The organism is Parabacteroides goldsteinii, from assembly GCF_020091425.1.
Classification (GTDB): Bacteria; Bacteroidota; Bacteroidia; order Bacteroidales; family Tannerellaceae; genus Parabacteroides; species Parabacteroides goldsteinii.
In genome coordinates, this window is sequence record NZ_CP081906.1 from 5,077,209 (window position 1) to 5,093,698 (window position 16,490).

Below are 16,490 nucleotides of genomic sequence, written 5' to 3' on the forward strand. Positions count from 1 at the left end.
AAAATTAAAGGCTCTTGAAATATTTAATTGTATCTATCAAACCTTCTTCCAAACGGATTTTAGGTTCCCAGCCATTCAGTTTTTCTTTTGCTAAAGTAATATCCGGTTTACGCTGTTTCGGATCATCAGAAGGAAGAGGGGTAAATATTATTTTTGATTTCGAATTAGTCATCTTCAATACTAACTCGGCCAACTCCAGCATGGTAAATTCTCTCGGATTTCCCAAATTGACAGGTCCGGTAAAGTTTTCGGAAGCCATCATACGAATCATACCTTCCACCAGGTCGTCGACATACTGGAAGCTACGGGTTTGCTTTCCATCACCGTAAATAGTAATATCTTCGCCTTTCAACGCCTGCATGATAAAGTTGGAAACAACCCGGCCGTCATCCGGACGCATACGGGGACCATAGGTATTGAAAATACGGATAATCTTGACATCTACCTTATTCTGACGATGATAATCCATGAATAAAGTTTCCGCACAACGTTTGCCCTCATCATAACAACTGCGCAAACCGATCGGATTCACATTTCCCCAATAACTTTCTTCCTGGGGATGAACGATCGGATCACCGTAAACTTCACTGGTAGAAGCCTGAAGAATACGTGCTTTGGTACGTTTAGCCAACCCAAGCATATTGATGGCACCGATAACAGATGTTTTAGTTGTACTCACCGGATCGAACTGGTAATGTATCGGAGATGCCGGACAAGCCAGATTATAAATCTCATCGACCTCCACATAATACGGGAATGTCACATCATGGCGAACCAGCTCAAAATAGGGATTGTCCAGTAAATGAACAATGTTTTGTTTCAGACCTGTAAAATAATTATCCATACAAATCACATTGTTCCCGTCTTTCAGCAGGCGTTCGCAAAGATGAGAGCCGATAAAACCGGCTCCTCCGGTAACTAAAATCTGTTTCATGCTATCTGTTCAATTTGAGTTTCTCTATATATCTCAGTCCTTTTCATAAGAATGAGAGCACAACAATGTTGGTCAGTCCCATGCCGGAAATGACAAAACTTCCACAAAGATAGGAATTTGAAGGGATTCTTTCCCTTCTAAAATCGTTATTTATATAAAAGGGAAATTACCGATCATTATTTCTTATTCAGAATCGTTACTTTTGAGCATAGATACGTTGTATTATATCTACGACTTTCATACCTTCTAATACATTCGTTGTAATACATTCCGAACCGGAGCCGGAAAGGACACGGACCACATTGCGGATCACGAAATTATGATTCTGAGCCGATCCCTTGTAAGGGCCGTAATCATTACCCGGATTGGTTGGAGCCAGTTCGGGCATCTCATACTCCTTCACATGGCAATATTCCACTTCATTCATATATTGTCCACCGATCTTTACGCTGCCATTCTCTGCCACGATCAGCATGCTGCTTTCCATATTTTTGTCCCAGACAGCAGTCGAATAACTCAGACTTCCCATTCCTCCGTTCACGAAATTGAAATTCACAAAGCCGGAATCTTCAAAAGAGGTCAGTTTCTCATGATTGAAATCGGCAAAACGAGCCTGGATATTACAGATATCCCCGAACAACCAATACATAATATCGATAAAATGGGAGAACTGGGTGAAGAGCGTTCCTCCGTCCAGCGCAGCATCACCGTGCCAGCCACCGGGTTTATAATAGCGTTCGTCACGGTTCCAATAGCAGTTCAACTGAACCATGTATATTTTACCCAACTTGCCGGAGTCGATCATATCCTTAATCCACACGGAAGGAGGGGAATAGCGGTTCTGCATGACGCAAAATACCTGTTTACGGTATTTCAAAGAAGCATATACCACCTTCTCCGCATCAGCCAGTGTCAACGCCATCGGTTTTTCTATCACCACATTACAACCGGCTTCGATAGCTTGTACCGCCATAGACGCATGCAAACCGTTCGGAGTACAGATATTAATGACATCTATCTGAATGCCACTCTGCAATAATTCCTGCAAACCGGCAAAAAAAGGGACTTCATACCCCTCTATTCCCAATTCTTCGCGAGGACGGATATCGCATAAAGCGACTAATTCGGCATCCTGATCACGGGTTACCATCTCGGCATGGCGCTTTCCGATATGACCACAACCGACTACGGCGAATTTTATCTTATTTTCTTTCATATTTTTCTATTCTCTAACTCCTTTACCAATACATCTATTATATATTCCTGTTCTTCCACTGTCATCTCCGTATGGATCGGCAAAGATAGAACACAGTTGCTTAAACGGGCTGCTGTTTCCATACTTCCGGGGGTACGTGCCATCCATTTATAAGCATCTTGTGCTTGTAAAGGAACGGGGTAGTATACCATGGAAGGAATACCTTTCTCTTTAAGAGCCACTTGTAATGCCTCCCGATGCTTTGCCGTATCCGAATATTCCGGAACCGGTTTCAACTGAACCGTATATTGATGATAGACATGTGTAGAGAAATCACTCTTCTTCGGAAGAATCAACTGCTCGCATGAAGCCAAACCTTCGTCATATCTTCGGGCAACGACCTGCCGGGCTTTCGTAAACTCGTCGATATACTTCAGCTTCACATCCAAAACAGCGGCATGCAGGGTATCCAGACGAGAGTTACATCCTATCAACTTATGATGATATTTAACTTCCTGACCATGATTTGCGATCATACGGATACGCTTTGCCAGACTCTCATCAGAAGTCATTAAAGCGCCTCCGTCACCAAAACAGGCCAGCGGCTTGGATGGGAAAAACGAAGTCGTACCGATAACGCCCATTGTCCCTGTTTTCTTCACCTGTCCATCCGGGAAAGTATATTCCGCACCAACGGACTGCGCATTATCTTCTATCACATGAAGATGATACATGCCGGCTATTCTCAGGATCGGAGCCATATCGCAGGACTGGCCGAACAGGTGAACTACAATAATTGCCTTGGTATTACGGGATATAGATTCTTCTATTTTACGGGGATCGATATTATAGGTTCGCGGATCTACATCCACCAGCACAGGAGTCAATCCCAGCAAAGCGATCACTTCGGCAGCCGCCACATAGGTAAATGCCGGAACAATCACCTCATCCCCCGGCTGCAACTGCAACGCCATCAAAGCGATCTGAAGAGCATCCGTACCGTTCCCGCAAGGAACCACATAGGGAATATCCAAATAATCAGCCAAATGATCACCAAAAGCTTTCACCTGAGGACCGTTGATAAAGGCACTGCTTTCAATAACAGTTTGCATGGCTGCATCTATCTCCTCTTTCAGGCGATGATACTGACCTTGCAAGTCAACCATTTGTATATGTCTTTCAAGCATCTTTCCTATTGTATACCACTGTTTATCTTATGAAGATTAAAACGTTTCAAATAATCTTTTATTGCATAAAAGACCTTTAACATTCTTTTCTATGATAAGTGAGAGCTTAGGGACTCTTACCTATGAGAGAGCCGGGACTCTTACAGATAAGAATACCGGCTCTATTATCATTCATACTCCCGGCACTCTTACGTTCCATAGCACCGGAGATCTTATATTATTTTACTTCGCTACCCGGTTTCACTTCTTTTTCCGGAGTGATGACAGACAACTTGCCGTCGAAGTTTTCAGCAGAGAGGATCATACCTTCCGATACGATGCCTTTCAACTTACGCGGAGCAAGGTTGGCAATAAAACAAACCTGTTTTCCGACCAACTCTTCGGGGGCATAATGCTGGGCGATACCGGAAACGATCGTACGTTTCTCCAGACCGTCATCGATACGGAACTGCAACAACTTGTCGGCCTTAGGCACCTTTGTACATTCCAGGATCGTTCCCACACGGATATCCAGTTTTGTGAAATCATCGAACGCGATGTTTTCGCGTATCGGTTTCGCTTTATAGTTGGCTTCTTCGTTCGCTTTCTTTGTATCCAGCAACTTCTGAACCTGCGCTTCGATCACACTGTCTTCGATCTTTTCAAAGAGCAGTTCGGATTTGCCAAGCTGATGTCCGGCTTCCAACAAATCGGTTGCGCCCAGACGGCTCCAGCCTAACGGTTCTACATTCAACATCTTGTTGAGTTTCTCCATGCTGAACGGCAAGAAGGGTTCGAAAGCAATAGCCAGGTTGGCTGTGATCTGCAAAGCGATGTTCATGATTGTTGCCACACGAGTCATATCTGACTTTGCCAGCTTCCAGGGTTCCGTATCTGCCAGGTATTTGTTACCGATACGGGCCAGGTTCATGGCTTCTTTCTGGGCATCACGGAAATGATAGGTGTTGAGCAGACGTTCCACATTTGCTTTTACATCTTCGAAATCTTTCAAAGTCTGACGGTCATAGTCAGTCAGTTCGCTTACTGCCGGCACTTTTCCTTCGAAATATTTCTCAGTCAGCACCAGAGCACGGTTTACGAAGTTACCCAGGATGGCAACCAACTCGTTGTTATTGCGTGCCTGGAAGTCTTTCCAGGTAAAGTCGTTATCTTTTGTTTCCGGAGCATTGGCGGTCAGGACATAACGTAACACGTCCTGTTTTCCCGGCATATCCACCAGATATTCGTTCAACCATACCGCCCAGTTGCGGGAAGTAGAGATCTTGTCGCCTTCCAGGTTCAGAAATTCATTGGCTGGCACATTCTCCGGCAGATTGAAAGTACCTTCCGCCTTCAACATGGCTGGGAATACGATGCAATGGAACACGATATTATCCTTTCCGATGAAATGTACCATCTTGGTTTCAGGATCTTTCCACCAGGTCTCCCAACTGTCGGGAAGTAATTCTTTTGTATTGGAGATATAACCGATCGGGGCATCGAACCATACGTAAAGCACTTTGCCTTCCGCTCCTTCTACCGGAACAGGGATACCCCAGTCCAGGTCGCGGCTTACGGCACGCGGTTGCAATCCCATGTCCAGCCAGCTCTTGCACTGTCCGTACACATTCGGTTTCCATTCTTTATGATCTTCCAGAATCCATTTGCGCAGGAACGGTTCATGCTTATCCAAGGGCAGATACCAGTGTTTGGTCTCCTTCATCACCGGTTCGCTACCACTAATGGCAGACTTCGGGTTGATCAGGTCTGTAGCATTCAACGATGTACCGCAGGCTTCGCACTGGTCACCATAAGCCTTTTCGTTACCGCAATGCGGACATGTACCGGTTATATAACGGTCGGCAAGGAATTGTTTGGCTTCCTCGTCGTAATATTGTTCGCTGGTCTTCTCGATAAACTCTCCTTTTTCATACAGGGTACGGAAAAAGTCCGACGCTACCTGACGATGAGTAGACGAAGTTGTGCGTGAATAGATATCGAACGAGATGCCGAACTCCTCGAAAGACTTCTTGATAATGCCATGAAAACGGTCCACCACATCCTGCGGTGTAACACCTTCTTTCTTAGCACGGAGGGTAATAGGTACACCATGTTCGTCCGATCCCCCGATCATCAATACCTCTTCCCCCTTCAGACGAAGGTAGCGGGCATAAATATCGGCCGGTACATACACCCCGGCCAGATGTCCGATATGTACCGGTCCGTTCGCATACGGCAACGCCGTAGTTATCAGCGTTCTCTTAAAATGTTTTTCCATACCTTGTGTTCTCTTTTTGAGGGGCAAAGGTACGGAATAATTTTTACAATCCCCAGCTCTCCCTGTCCAGATTCCGGTAATTAATGGCTTCGGCAAGATGGCGTGTTTCTATCTTTTCAGAGGCATCAAGGTCGGCAATGGTACGGGCTACTTTCAGGATACGGTCGTAAGCACGGGCGGAAAGGCTTAGACGTTGCATAGCCGTTTTAAGAAGAGACAGGCAAGCGGCGTCGGGTACAGCATATTTATGCAGAAGTTGCGTGGTCATCTGTGCATTGCAATATACACCTTCGTTGTCGGCAAAACGTTTTTCCTGAATTGCACGGGCATTAACAACCCGTTCACGAACAGCAGCACTGGGTTCAGACGGACGTTGTTCGGATATCTTTTCAAAAGGAACAGGTACAATCTCCACCTGTATGTCGATACGGTCGAGCAACGGGCCGGATACACGGTTCATATATTTCTGTACTGCCCCCGGAGGGCAAAGGCAAGCCCTGTCCGGATGGTTATAATAACCGCAGGGACAAGGATTCATCGAGGCAACCAGCATAAAACTAGCCGGATAATCGACTGAGAAACGGGCACGAGAAACAGTAATCTTTCGATCTTCCAACGGTTGTCGCATCACCTCCAAAACACTCCGGTTGAATTCCGGTAATTCATCGAGGAACAGCACGCCGTTATGAGCCAGACTCACTTCACCCGGTTGAGGATAGGCACCGCCTCCCACCATTGCTACATTTGAAATGGTATGATGCGGCGAACGGAAGGGGCGTTGCACCATCAGGGAAGTCTCCACCCCTATCTTTCCGGCTACAGAATGTATCTTAGTCGTCTCCAACGATTCGTGTAAGGTGAATGGTGGAAGGATCGTGGACAGTCGTTTGGCCAACATTGATTTTCCGCTTCCCGGCGGACCGATCATAATCAGATTATGGCCTCCTGCCGCAGCGACTTCCAAAGCTCGTTTTACATTTTCCTGGCCGCGTACATCTGAAAAATCAAACTCGAATTGCTCCTGACGGGCATAAAACTCTTTCCTCGTATCAACAACAGTCTGTTCCAGTTCGCATTTTCCGCCCATAAATTCGATCACCTCTTTGATGTTATCGGCCCCATAGACCTCCAGGTTATTGACAACAGCGGCCTCACGGGCATTCTGCCTGGGCAGTATGAAACCCTTAAAGCCTTCCTCCCTCGCTTTAATAGCAATAGGGAGCACGCCTTTTACCGGTTGCAGGCTTCCGTCCAACGATAGTTCGCCCATCAGGATAAACTTATCCAGCCGCGAAGCATCCAATTCCTCGGCGGCTGCCAGTATCCCGACAGCCAGTGGCAGATCATAAGCAGAACCTTCCTTCCGAATATCGGCAGGTGCCATATTAATCACAATTCGATTACGGGGGAATTTATATCCACTCACCTGAAGCGCAGAAATGATACGTTCGTGGCTTTCACGCACAGCAACATCGGGAAGACCTACCAGAAAGAATTGGATTCCCTTTGTACAATTTACTTCAATGGTGACAATGGTTGCAGAGATGCCCTGCACCGCGGCGGCATAAGATTTTACTAACATAATTAATGATTTTGGTTGGAAGTTTATAATTCGTTATCTCATTTTTCTACCAGTTTTTCAAGTGTTTGTTCTATTTCTACACCGTTATCCGTTTTCATGATGATCTTTCCTTCCTCATCGATCAGAAAACAGCGAGGAAGTGCATTCACATTATACAGATCAACCAGCATTGTTGCTTGTCCGGCAGAATCGGTTACCAAATTCCAGTTGATGCTATCCTTTGCCAACAACTTGCGTACCTCCTGCGGGTCGTCATCGAGACTGATCAACAGCATATCGACTTTCTCTTTCGGGTACTTCATCGCGACCTTATCCAAAAACAGATCTTCTGTCTGGCACATATCGCACCAAGGAGCCGTAAAAGCAAGTAACAAATATCGCTGCGGAAACGAATCCAGACTCACAGTATGTCCATATACATTCTTTACATTAAAACCCGGAGCTTCTGCACCCAAAGAAGTTCGCTGTGCTTTCATACTGTAATCCTGCATTTTACGAATCAGATAAAAATCTTTCAATTTCGGACTTAACACAGCCAGCAATTCATCCATTTTGCGGGTATCATCCGGATTCATAAAATAATATTGCAATAAAACAGCCGAAGCTTCTTCATCCGGATGTTCTTGTATATATTCCATCGCCCGTTCACTCAGGGTATGGTTTACATTCGTCAGACGAGAAGGAATATCAGTATCTTCCGTTGTATTTGTTTGACTGCTTTTACTCGTTAATATCTTGATCAGGTCTGCCTGCTCCTTCAGCAGGGGAGTAACACTTTTACGAAAAGAATTCAACTGGTCGTTGACACGTCCGCCTTTCACCTGAAGCAAAGCCGGATAAAGAGCATCACCGGTTATGGTGACTTTCTCTCCTTTCATCAGGTAAGCCGTGGTCCAGCTTTTTTTATTATCGAAGAAAATCGTTACGGTATTGAAGTCTCCTTCGTTCCGTTTCAGGGAGAATTGTCCGGGTTTCTCGCAAGTGATGGTATCAACAACTTTATAATTGTCATTCTCAAAAACAGCATATAGCGTCTCATCTTCCAAATTAGACAACTTGCCTTCAATTCGGTAAGAGACGTCCTTGCCGCACGACGACAAAAACAATGCGACTCCTAAAATCAGTAATAAACGTTTTATCATTATACCTTAAACCCACACATTAACGGATAATACGCGGTAAAGATAACAATAGATTTTAAAACAAACTAACATTTATGATAAAATTAATGTAGATATACAAAAAAAAGCGCAGAACGGTATGTTCCACGCTTTTTGATGATATTATTCTTAACCTTTGGTAAGATTTACCTCCGGCGTTTGAATTACAATTTCGGACCGGCAGAAACCAAAGCCTTACCAGCTTCGTTACCTGTGAACTTAGCGAAGTTCTTCTGGAAGCGAGCAGCCAAATCTTTAGCTTTTTCATCCCACTGAGCAGCATCAGCGTAAGTGTCACGAGGATCAAGGATTTTCGGATCAACACCCGGAAGTTCTGTCGGAACAACGAAGTCGAAGTAAGGAATAACCTTAGTCGGAGCTTTGTCGATAGAGCCATCCAGGATAGCATCGATGATACCTCTTGTATCTTTGATAGAGATACGCTTACCGCTACCATTCCATCCAGTGTTAACCAGATAAGCCTTAGCACCAGTCATTTCCATTTTCTTAACCAGTTCTTCACCGTATTTAGTCGGGTGTAATGACAAGAATGCAGCACCGAAACAAGCAGAGAATGTAGGAGTCGGTTCAGTGATACCACGTTCTGTACCTGCCAATTTAGCTGTGAAACCAGAAAGGAAGTAGTACTGAGTTTGTTCCGGAGTCAGGATAGATACCGGAGGCAATACACCGAATGCATCAGCAGACAGGAAAATAACCTGTTTTGCGTGCGGACCTTTAGATACCGGCTTAACGATGTTTTCAATGTGATAGATAGGATAAGAAACGCGAGTATTTTCTGTTACGCTCTTATCTGCGAAGTCAATAGTACCGTCAGCAGCAACTGTTACGTTTTCCAACAGAGCATCGCGTTTGATAGCGTTGTAGATATCCGGTTCGCTTTCTTTGTCCAGGTTGATAACCTTAGCATAGCAACCACCTTCGTAGTTAAATACACCTTCGTTATCCCATCCGTGTTCGTCATCACCGATCAACAGACGTTTCGGGTCAGTTGACAAAGTAGTCTTACCTGTACCAGACAGACCGAAGAAGATAGCTGAACTAGTTCCTTCTTTATCCGTGTTAGCAGAGCAGTGCATAGAAGCGATACCACGAAGCGGGTTCATGTAGTTCATGATAGAGAACATACCTTTCTTCATTTCACCACCGTACCAAGTGTTCAGGATAACCTGTTCTTTAGTCTTCAAGTTGAAAACTGTAGCAGTTTCAGAGTTCAGACCCAGTTCTTTGAAGTTGTCAACTTTTGCTTTAGAAGCGTTGAAACAAACGAAATCAGGTTCACCGTAGTTAGCCAGTTCTTCAGCTGTCGGACGGATAAACATGTTAGTTACGAAATGTGCCTGCCAAGCTACTTCCATGATGAAACGAACTTTCATACGAGTTGCTTCGTTTGCACCGCAGAATGTATCGACAACGAACAGACGTTTGCCTGACAATTGTTTTACAGCTTTAGCTTTCAGATCAGCCCATGCTTCTTCAGTACAAGGCTTGTTATCATTTTTATATTCTTCAGAAGTCCACCATACTGAGTCTTCGCTGGCTTCATTCTTTACAAAGAATTTATCCTTAGGTGAACGACCTGTGTAAACACCTGTCATTACGTTTACAGCACCCAGTTCTGTTACCTGACCTTTTTCAAAACCTTCCAAAGATGGTTTTGTTTCTTCTGCGAACAGAACATCATAAGACGGATTGTGTAAAATTTCTGTTACACCGGTAATTCCGTACTTGCTTAAATCTAAATTAGCCATTCTTGATAATAATTTAAATGATTGACTTTATATAACTTTTCTCTCTCGCGAAATTAAAATAACAGGGCTCCAATACCTACATCTAACTTGCTATTATCGCGCCTTGTTAAGACCGGTACAAAAGTAATACATTTTTTTATAGCTGGTACTCTATTAAGGAAATTTTTCAGTAATAATTGCTCTTTTCCATGCAATTAACAATCCGGGCAGTCTATTTGTCAACTAGACTTTACAATCTGCGACAGAAGTGTCAACTAAAGTAGTCACTTAGAAAAAAGTGAATATATTTACAGAAAAAGTTGAGTAGTTTTCCCCAATTTTTGTGTTCTGATTCTGAACAAGGTCTAACCACGTAGCATTCTTATGAGAAAAAACACTGAGTCAACCCCCATGACTACAAAAAAGAGAAACTCAGATCAGATAATCTGGGAGAATTTTCTTTGTGGAGATGATGAAGCTTATACATATATTTATAGAGAGTACTCGCAGGCGCTATATGCTTATGGCATGCATTTTACCTCTGATAAAGGGCTGGTAGAGGATTGTATACAGGATGTGTTTATAAAGATATTTCAGAACCGCAGACACCTCCAGTCTACAGACAACATCAAACTATACCTTTTTATTGCCTTGAAAAACAAGCTATTCAATATATTTAGAAAAGACATAAAATACAGTCAGATCGATTCGCTGGAACCTGTTTTTGCGGCAGAATATACGATTGAGGATGAGATTATCGAAAATGAAAGAGAACAATTCCTGAATGAGAAAATGATCCGGATGCTCGAGGTTTTATCGCCACGCCAGAAAGAAATCATCTATTATCGTTTTGTAGAAGGATTATCTTATGAAGAGATTTGCCAGATCATGGATATGAATTACCAATCTACCCAGAATCTGATACAAAGGTCTTTAAAAAAGCTACGTACCACTTTCTCACAGGCAGAAATGCAATTTGTCCTGCTCCTTCTTATCAGCATGTAACTTACAATTGCCTATAAAACAAGTCAATCAGTAGTCTGTCGTTGTTTTATAAGCAATTGCGTGGTTCTCACTCGAGAACTTTTATACGGATATATCTGAACCTGACTACCGAGTCATGCCCCAAGAAAGCGATGTGACCACATGAGTTCCGCAATCCGGACTGTACCTTATCATACGGAATATCCTTAATCACTTTCTTGATATTCGTATCGAGAATGACCGTCCCATTCAAAATGATCTTAATATTGGCTCCCCGAGCTATCACTTCCTGTTGATTCCATTCGCCCACTGGTTTTAAATACCCGCGTTTGGCCGGAGCATAATTATATAAACCTCCGTGATACTGGTAGGGCTTCAGATCCTTATATTGAGGATCGTCATTATCCAGTATCTGAAGTTCCATTCCCAAATAACCTTCCGGAACTATGATGTGCCGAAGCCCCAATCCGTTATTTGCTCCGGGTGTCAGTTGAAATTCAAACTTCAATACAAAGTTACAGAAACTATCTTCCGAATAAAGATTTCCGAATCCCGAGGCTTTTTTAGCAATACAACCGTTTTCCAATATATACTCATCAGAGTTGTTAATCCATCCATCCAGAGTAGTTCCGTCAAACAACAACCGGTAACCATCTTTCTTCTCCTGCTCCGATAACCGGTATGGGACAACTGTTTCCGCTGTCGACGAAAGAACCGGATTCGATGCGAACAAAGGACAGCTTATTAGCAACAACAAGACTGCATATCCTATAATTTTCATAGACAAATCTCTTTTTTAAGTTTATTTTTTTCTTTCTTTCAGATTCTCAGCATCCCAATAAACAGCCTCTCCCCGTTCATAACTTTCATAACTTAATAAGGCCGGAGCAGCAGATCTTACAGAAAACATGACATCACAAACAAGCGGGGTTTTATTACGGATACCCGTAAAAAAGTTTTCAAAATGATCATAATGCCCCCCCTTATAGTCCGATGAAGCAATGAATTCTATCTCCTTTTCCGATTTGACAACCGGCGTATCGATCCCCTGCCCAATCGGTTCCAATGCCTGCAAGAAAGCTGTATCAGCCTTATGCAACGTTTTCAAAGTGACCTTATCCCATGCCACATCGAGAGTTCCTTCCGAACCGACAATACGAAAGTCCATACTTCCCCATTTACGCGAAACACCGTCGACATAGTTTGCACCCAACTGTACGGTGAACGCTCCCAGATCCTCCCTGTCCGGATAATCCAGATAAGCAAGCATCACATCAGGAGTATCCCGGTATCCGTCTGTATAATGCCGGATACCACCTGTCGTATAAACTTTTTCCGGACCAATAGCATCAGTTATATAGTGAAGGCTTGCCAGCACATGCACGAACAGATCTCCGGCAATGCCGGTTCCGTAATCTTTCCAGTTCCTCCAATAAAAGAAACGTTGGGGATCGAATTTATGCTTAGGTGCATTTCCTAAGAACCGTTTCCACCAGATTGTTTTTTCAGAAGCATTATCAGCAACCGGATAATACCCCAATGTTCCCGGAGCACCTGTAAACTGCCCATCTATAAAATTGACTTTGCCGATAGCCCCGGATCGCAACAGTTGCCGGGCTTTTCTATTCCCTAAAGAAGCCATACCCTGACTCCCGGCTTGAAAATACATACCACTTACCCGCTGCGCATCAATCAGTTTTTCCGCCTCACTTATTTTATGGATAACCGGTTTTTCACAATATACATGCTTACCAGCTTTCATGGCTGCAATGGCAATGGGTTGATGCCAATGGTCGGGAGTTCCGATCAGTACGGCATCGACATCACTACGTTTCAGAATATCATTATAATCTTTTGTTATGAAAATATGATCTCCCCACTGTTTTTTAGCATCCTCCAAACGCGTTTCATAAACATCACATACGGCCGTGATCTTTACCCCTGGTACCCGTAAAGCACAATTCGCATCAGCAGTCCCCATTCCGCCTTTACCGATTAAAGCAATGCGTATCTCGCTGGAACCGACAGATTCCCCATTTCCAACCACTCCGGAAGAGTTTCCCTCCGCCAGAAGTTGGGGAGCTGAAGGTAATAATATACCTCCAGCCATCATTTGTTTAATAAAAGTTCTTCTATTTGACATAACATCTGTTATTAAATACCCCAACCATTAATCTCTGCAACCTGGCAAACCGCACCACTTGCTTTGCCCAATGCAGGATCTGCATATTCAAACGCATCCGTAATAACAAAACGGATATAATTGGCTTGTTGCATTGAGAAATCCAGTTCCATCGAACGATCCTCCAGATTGCTTTTGCGGCTCCAATCTACAATTTTTGTCCAATTCTCACCATCTGTGCTAACTTCAAAATAACCTGATTTGATATTTCCAAGTGATTCATCTTCCGGCAACTGGAATCCCAAACGATACAAACTACAATTCTCCTGCAAGTTTATAGTGACAAAATAAGGAAATTCTATCGGCTTGATAGCTCTTGTACACCAATAAGTGTTATTATTATTATCCAGTAGATTATCCGGTATATCCATCGACGAAGCGTTCTCGACTTCATCTGTAATAATAGAATTACACTCTTCTATCGTCCAGCCGGTTTTCTCCATAACCGGGGGTTGGATAGAAATCGGATAGATTGTCACATCCGCCTCCGGATCGATTCCATACTTTGAGACAGAAGCTATTTTGAGAGGAAGGGCATAGTACCCGAAAGCATAATTATTTTCATCCACTTTAAATGCTTTCTCCTCCAATGTGATCTTTAGATATTCATAATCCCGGTTCTTATTCAGGATACAAGTCGAACGATCTATCGTATACGCACCTTCCGGCAGTAATTTATATTTTCGGGCACCTGCACTCAGGGAACCGTTATATTCATCCAGTGCAGCTGAATTGACCTCGACATCATAAGAAATATCCCAGTCATTATAATAATTGACCTGTACCTTAGGATAAATGACCAGAACATCATCGTCATCCGTTTTTATGCTGAACTCAGATCCCGTCCTGTATATACCCGGAGTTTCGAAACCAATATAAGGCTGATAGACAGAAGGCTTGATCAGAATCTGCGCCTTATCCTCCTCTGCGATCCGAATATCCGCGTTATCGGTCACCAACAAACAGGGCAGTACATATTGCAAACCATCGTTGCCCAGATCAGTCAGGGAGGCGGGATCAAAATCAATCAGAAAGAACTTTCTGTAATCATCTTCCGTAAAAGATAAACTCCCCTCTTTCAGCGAATAACAATTATCCGGCATCAGTTTATAATCGGTACCGTTCGTTTCGTTATAAGCAGCCAAAATGGATTCATCCACCGACAGGCGGACGGTTGCGGAATGATTTCCTTTACCACTCTTTATCACAGGCAGTTCATAGGTAAAAGTACCCCAATTAAAGACCTTAGCTTCCAGCAACCCTGATTTTTGCAGATAAAGCTGATCATCCAATTCATCCGCATCCCTGTATTCGTCACATGAAACAAACCACAACGAGAATACCGATAAGGCCATCAGAAATATATTATATTTGAATTTCATATTCTTCATTTTTTATTACCAACCATAATTTTGTGTCAAATTCTGCATTTCATTCAATTGCTCCTGAGGAATAGGGAACAGATAATTTTTGTCTGTGAATACCCTGTCTCCTGAAGCCCAGATAGACGTTGTCCTGTGCCATGAGTCTTCATAATTTTTCGCAGCGACATTCCTTGTCCATACTTTTCCGTTCAGAACATCTTTAGCGGTCATCCACCGACGAAGATCCGATAGCCGGAGTGTCTCGAAAGCTAATTCGACCATACGTTCTTTCTGGATCAGCTCACGAAGTAAGTTTTTATTCCCTTTGACTTCCGGATAAGCATCCTCCAATTTATTCAAACCGGAACGTTCACGGATCAGGTTGATATACTTCAAAGCTTCGGCCTCATCCCGGTTCGGTTTTTCGTTACAGGCTTCCGCATAGTTCAGATAAATTTCACCTAAACGAAAGATCAGAGCGACCAATTGCCCCCAGTTACCCTGGTCCGTATTCAAAGTCGGGTCGGTCATTCTGCGCCAGGAATATCCGGCCTTTACACAATCGCCACTACCTGAATAGGAAGAAGTACCTCCATCAAAAAATGTAACAGCATCTTTTCTCATCGCCGGATTCAGCCAAGGAAATCCATTCGCCAAAACAGAAGCATAAAAACGGGCATCACGTCCGACGCAGCTGTTATGTGCTTTTACAAGTAGGAAAGTATCTAACGGGTGTTTATAACTATCCTTAAAACCATCCTCCACATAACCGGACTTCGGATCTATGACCGGAGAACCATCCGCATTATATCCCGTGACAGGGAAGCGCCCCGAAGCAGCCATAGGATAAGTATCGACCAAACGGATAGAAGGACAATATCCACCGTAGCCGGTCTTACAGAACTTAGGAGGATTACAGCGGACCACAATGAACATTCCATCAGTCTGCCATTGCCCCCAGATAACCTCTTTATTCCACTTTTCCAATGTTACCCCCATATATGACCGGATTGCCCGTTTGAACGGATCAGTCTCCGCCGTATTCCGTACCAGATCATAAATTCCCAGATCGATGACAGCTTTAGCTGCATCAGCCGCCTTTTGCCACTTTTCAAGGTCTGGTGACTGCGGGAACAATAATTCTCCGTCTTTATTCTGCATCCCTTGATATAAAGAGCAACCATTAAACAACGGACTCGCCATATACAACAAGAAACGGGCCTTAGCAGCTAACACAACTCCTTTCGTTACACGTCCGTACCAACTGAGATCCGTTATCTGTAAAGGTAAAACCTCTGCAGCCTTATCATATTCTTCCAGCACGAACTGTACATTTGCTTCCAGCGGGTGGCGATCAATATCTTCCGCATGAATGCTGGAATCAGAATCCTGATCTCCCCAAACATAAACAGGTCCGTACTGATTTATTAAGAGCGTATAGAAATAAGCTCTCAAAAAACGAGCCTCCGCCTTCATTATATCTTTTTCTTTCTGGGTCAACTCCACACACTCATCTACGTGGTTCATAAATACGGTAGCCTGATTAATGGCCTGATACATATTTTTCCAGATTGCATAGGAAGTTGTCGTGACACTCCATGTTCCATTCAAAAAACTATGATACCCCAACCCGGACATCCAGGAAAACAAAGCTTCATCACTCATGGGAACACTAGCTCCGACTGCATTTTCGTGCCAATTATATGTCTGTGGAACAAAGCCATACACCTGTGCCAGATATTGTTCGGTTGTGGAACGTTTATTGAATACTTCCTCCAGTTTAATCTGATTATCCAACTCTACATCCAGAAAACCGTCACAACCGGTAAACAACATACCAATCATGTATAACAGACTGATTACTGTATATTTATGCTTATATTTTTTCATATGC

At 43.5% G+C, this 16,490-nt stretch carries 12 protein-coding genes; 1 reads left to right on the plus strand and 11 read right to left on the minus strand.

Features of this window, described 5'->3' with window-relative positions; genetic code table 11:
* Nucleotides 1-4: 4 nt before the first annotated feature.
* The 7 genes from K6V26_RS21350 to pckA all read right to left on the minus strand — a co-directional run bounded on the left by K6V26_RS21350 (nt 5) and on the right by pckA (nt 10,087).
* Nucleotides 5-934 carry a UDP-glucuronic acid decarboxylase family protein gene (locus K6V26_RS21350; RefSeq protein ID WP_009860713.1) on the minus strand — a complete coding sequence of 310 codons (930 nt, stop codon included), beginning with the start codon at nt 932-934 and terminating at the stop codon, nt 5-7.
* Between the two features lie 196 nt (nt 935-1,130).
* On the minus strand, nt 1,131-2,150 hold the full coding sequence (locus K6V26_RS21355) for a Gfo/Idh/MocA family protein (RefSeq protein WP_009860712.1): 1,020 nt from the start codon (nt 2,148-2,150) through the stop codon (nt 1,131-1,133).
* Nucleotides 2,147-3,316 (minus strand): DegT/DnrJ/EryC1/StrS family aminotransferase, encoded by a 1,170-nt coding sequence (locus K6V26_RS21360; protein WP_048313991.1) that lies wholly within the window; start codon nt 3,314-3,316, stop codon nt 2,147-2,149. Before K6V26_RS21360 ends, K6V26_RS21355 begins: the two co-directional genes overlap by 4 nt.
* Nucleotides 3,317-3,533: 217 nt before the next feature.
* Nucleotides 3,534-5,573 carry a methionine--tRNA ligase gene (gene metG, locus K6V26_RS21365; protein WP_224263798.1) on the minus strand — a complete coding sequence of 680 codons (2,040 nt, stop codon included), beginning with the start codon at nt 5,571-5,573 and terminating at the stop codon, nt 3,534-3,536.
* Nucleotides 5,574-5,616: 43 nt separating this feature from the next.
* A complete protein-coding gene (locus K6V26_RS21370) occupies nt 5,617-7,155 on the minus strand; it encodes a YifB family Mg chelatase-like AAA ATPase (RefSeq protein ID WP_224263799.1) in 1,539 nt (512 codons plus the stop codon).
* A gap of 38 nt (nt 7,156-7,193) precedes the next feature.
* Complete coding sequence (locus K6V26_RS21375) at nt 7,194-8,297, minus strand: TlpA disulfide reductase family protein (RefSeq protein WP_009860707.1); 1,104 nt, start codon at nt 8,295-8,297, stop codon at nt 7,194-7,196.
* 182 nt (nt 8,298-8,479) lie between these two features.
* Nucleotides 8,480-10,087, minus strand: coding sequence for a phosphoenolpyruvate carboxykinase (ATP) (pckA, locus tag K6V26_RS21380; RefSeq protein ID WP_009860706.1), 1,608 nt, complete (start codon nt 10,085-10,087; stop codon nt 8,480-8,482).
* Nucleotides 10,088-10,450: 363 nt separating this feature from the next.
* On the opposite strand from pckA, the gene K6V26_RS21385 reads away from it, so the two are divergent.
* The gene (locus tag K6V26_RS21385) at nt 10,451-11,071 is read left to right on the plus strand and encodes an RNA polymerase sigma factor (RefSeq protein WP_009860705.1); all 621 of its coding nucleotides are present in this window, start codon (nt 10,451-10,453) and stop codon (nt 11,069-11,071) included.
* 67 nt (nt 11,072-11,138) lie between these two features.
* Here K6V26_RS21385 and K6V26_RS21390 read toward each other — a convergent pair whose 3' ends face one another.
* Genes K6V26_RS21390 through K6V26_RS21405 form a run of 4 tightly spaced genes read right to left on the minus strand, consistent with a single transcriptional unit; the run spans nt 11,139 to nt 16,486 of the window.
* Nucleotides 11,139-11,831, minus strand: coding sequence for a 3-keto-disaccharide hydrolase (locus K6V26_RS21390; RefSeq protein ID WP_010801362.1), 693 nt, complete (start codon nt 11,829-11,831; stop codon nt 11,139-11,141).
* A 21-nt stretch (nt 11,832-11,852) separates the two neighbouring features.
* Nucleotides 11,853-13,193, minus strand: coding sequence for a Gfo/Idh/MocA family protein (locus K6V26_RS21395; RefSeq protein ID WP_009860703.1), 1,341 nt, complete (start codon nt 13,191-13,193; stop codon nt 11,853-11,855).
* A gap of 11 nt (nt 13,194-13,204) precedes the next feature.
* Nucleotides 13,205-14,614 carry a BT_3987 domain-containing protein gene (locus K6V26_RS21400; RefSeq protein WP_046145724.1) on the minus strand — a complete coding sequence of 470 codons (1,410 nt, stop codon included), beginning with the start codon at nt 14,612-14,614 and terminating at the stop codon, nt 13,205-13,207.
* 15 nt (nt 14,615-14,629) lie between these two features.
* Nucleotides 14,630-16,486 carry a RagB/SusD family nutrient uptake outer membrane protein gene (locus K6V26_RS21405; RefSeq protein WP_009860701.1) on the minus strand — a complete coding sequence of 619 codons (1,857 nt, stop codon included), beginning with the start codon at nt 16,484-16,486 and terminating at the stop codon, nt 14,630-14,632.
* Nucleotides 16,487-16,490: the final 4 nt, after the last annotated feature.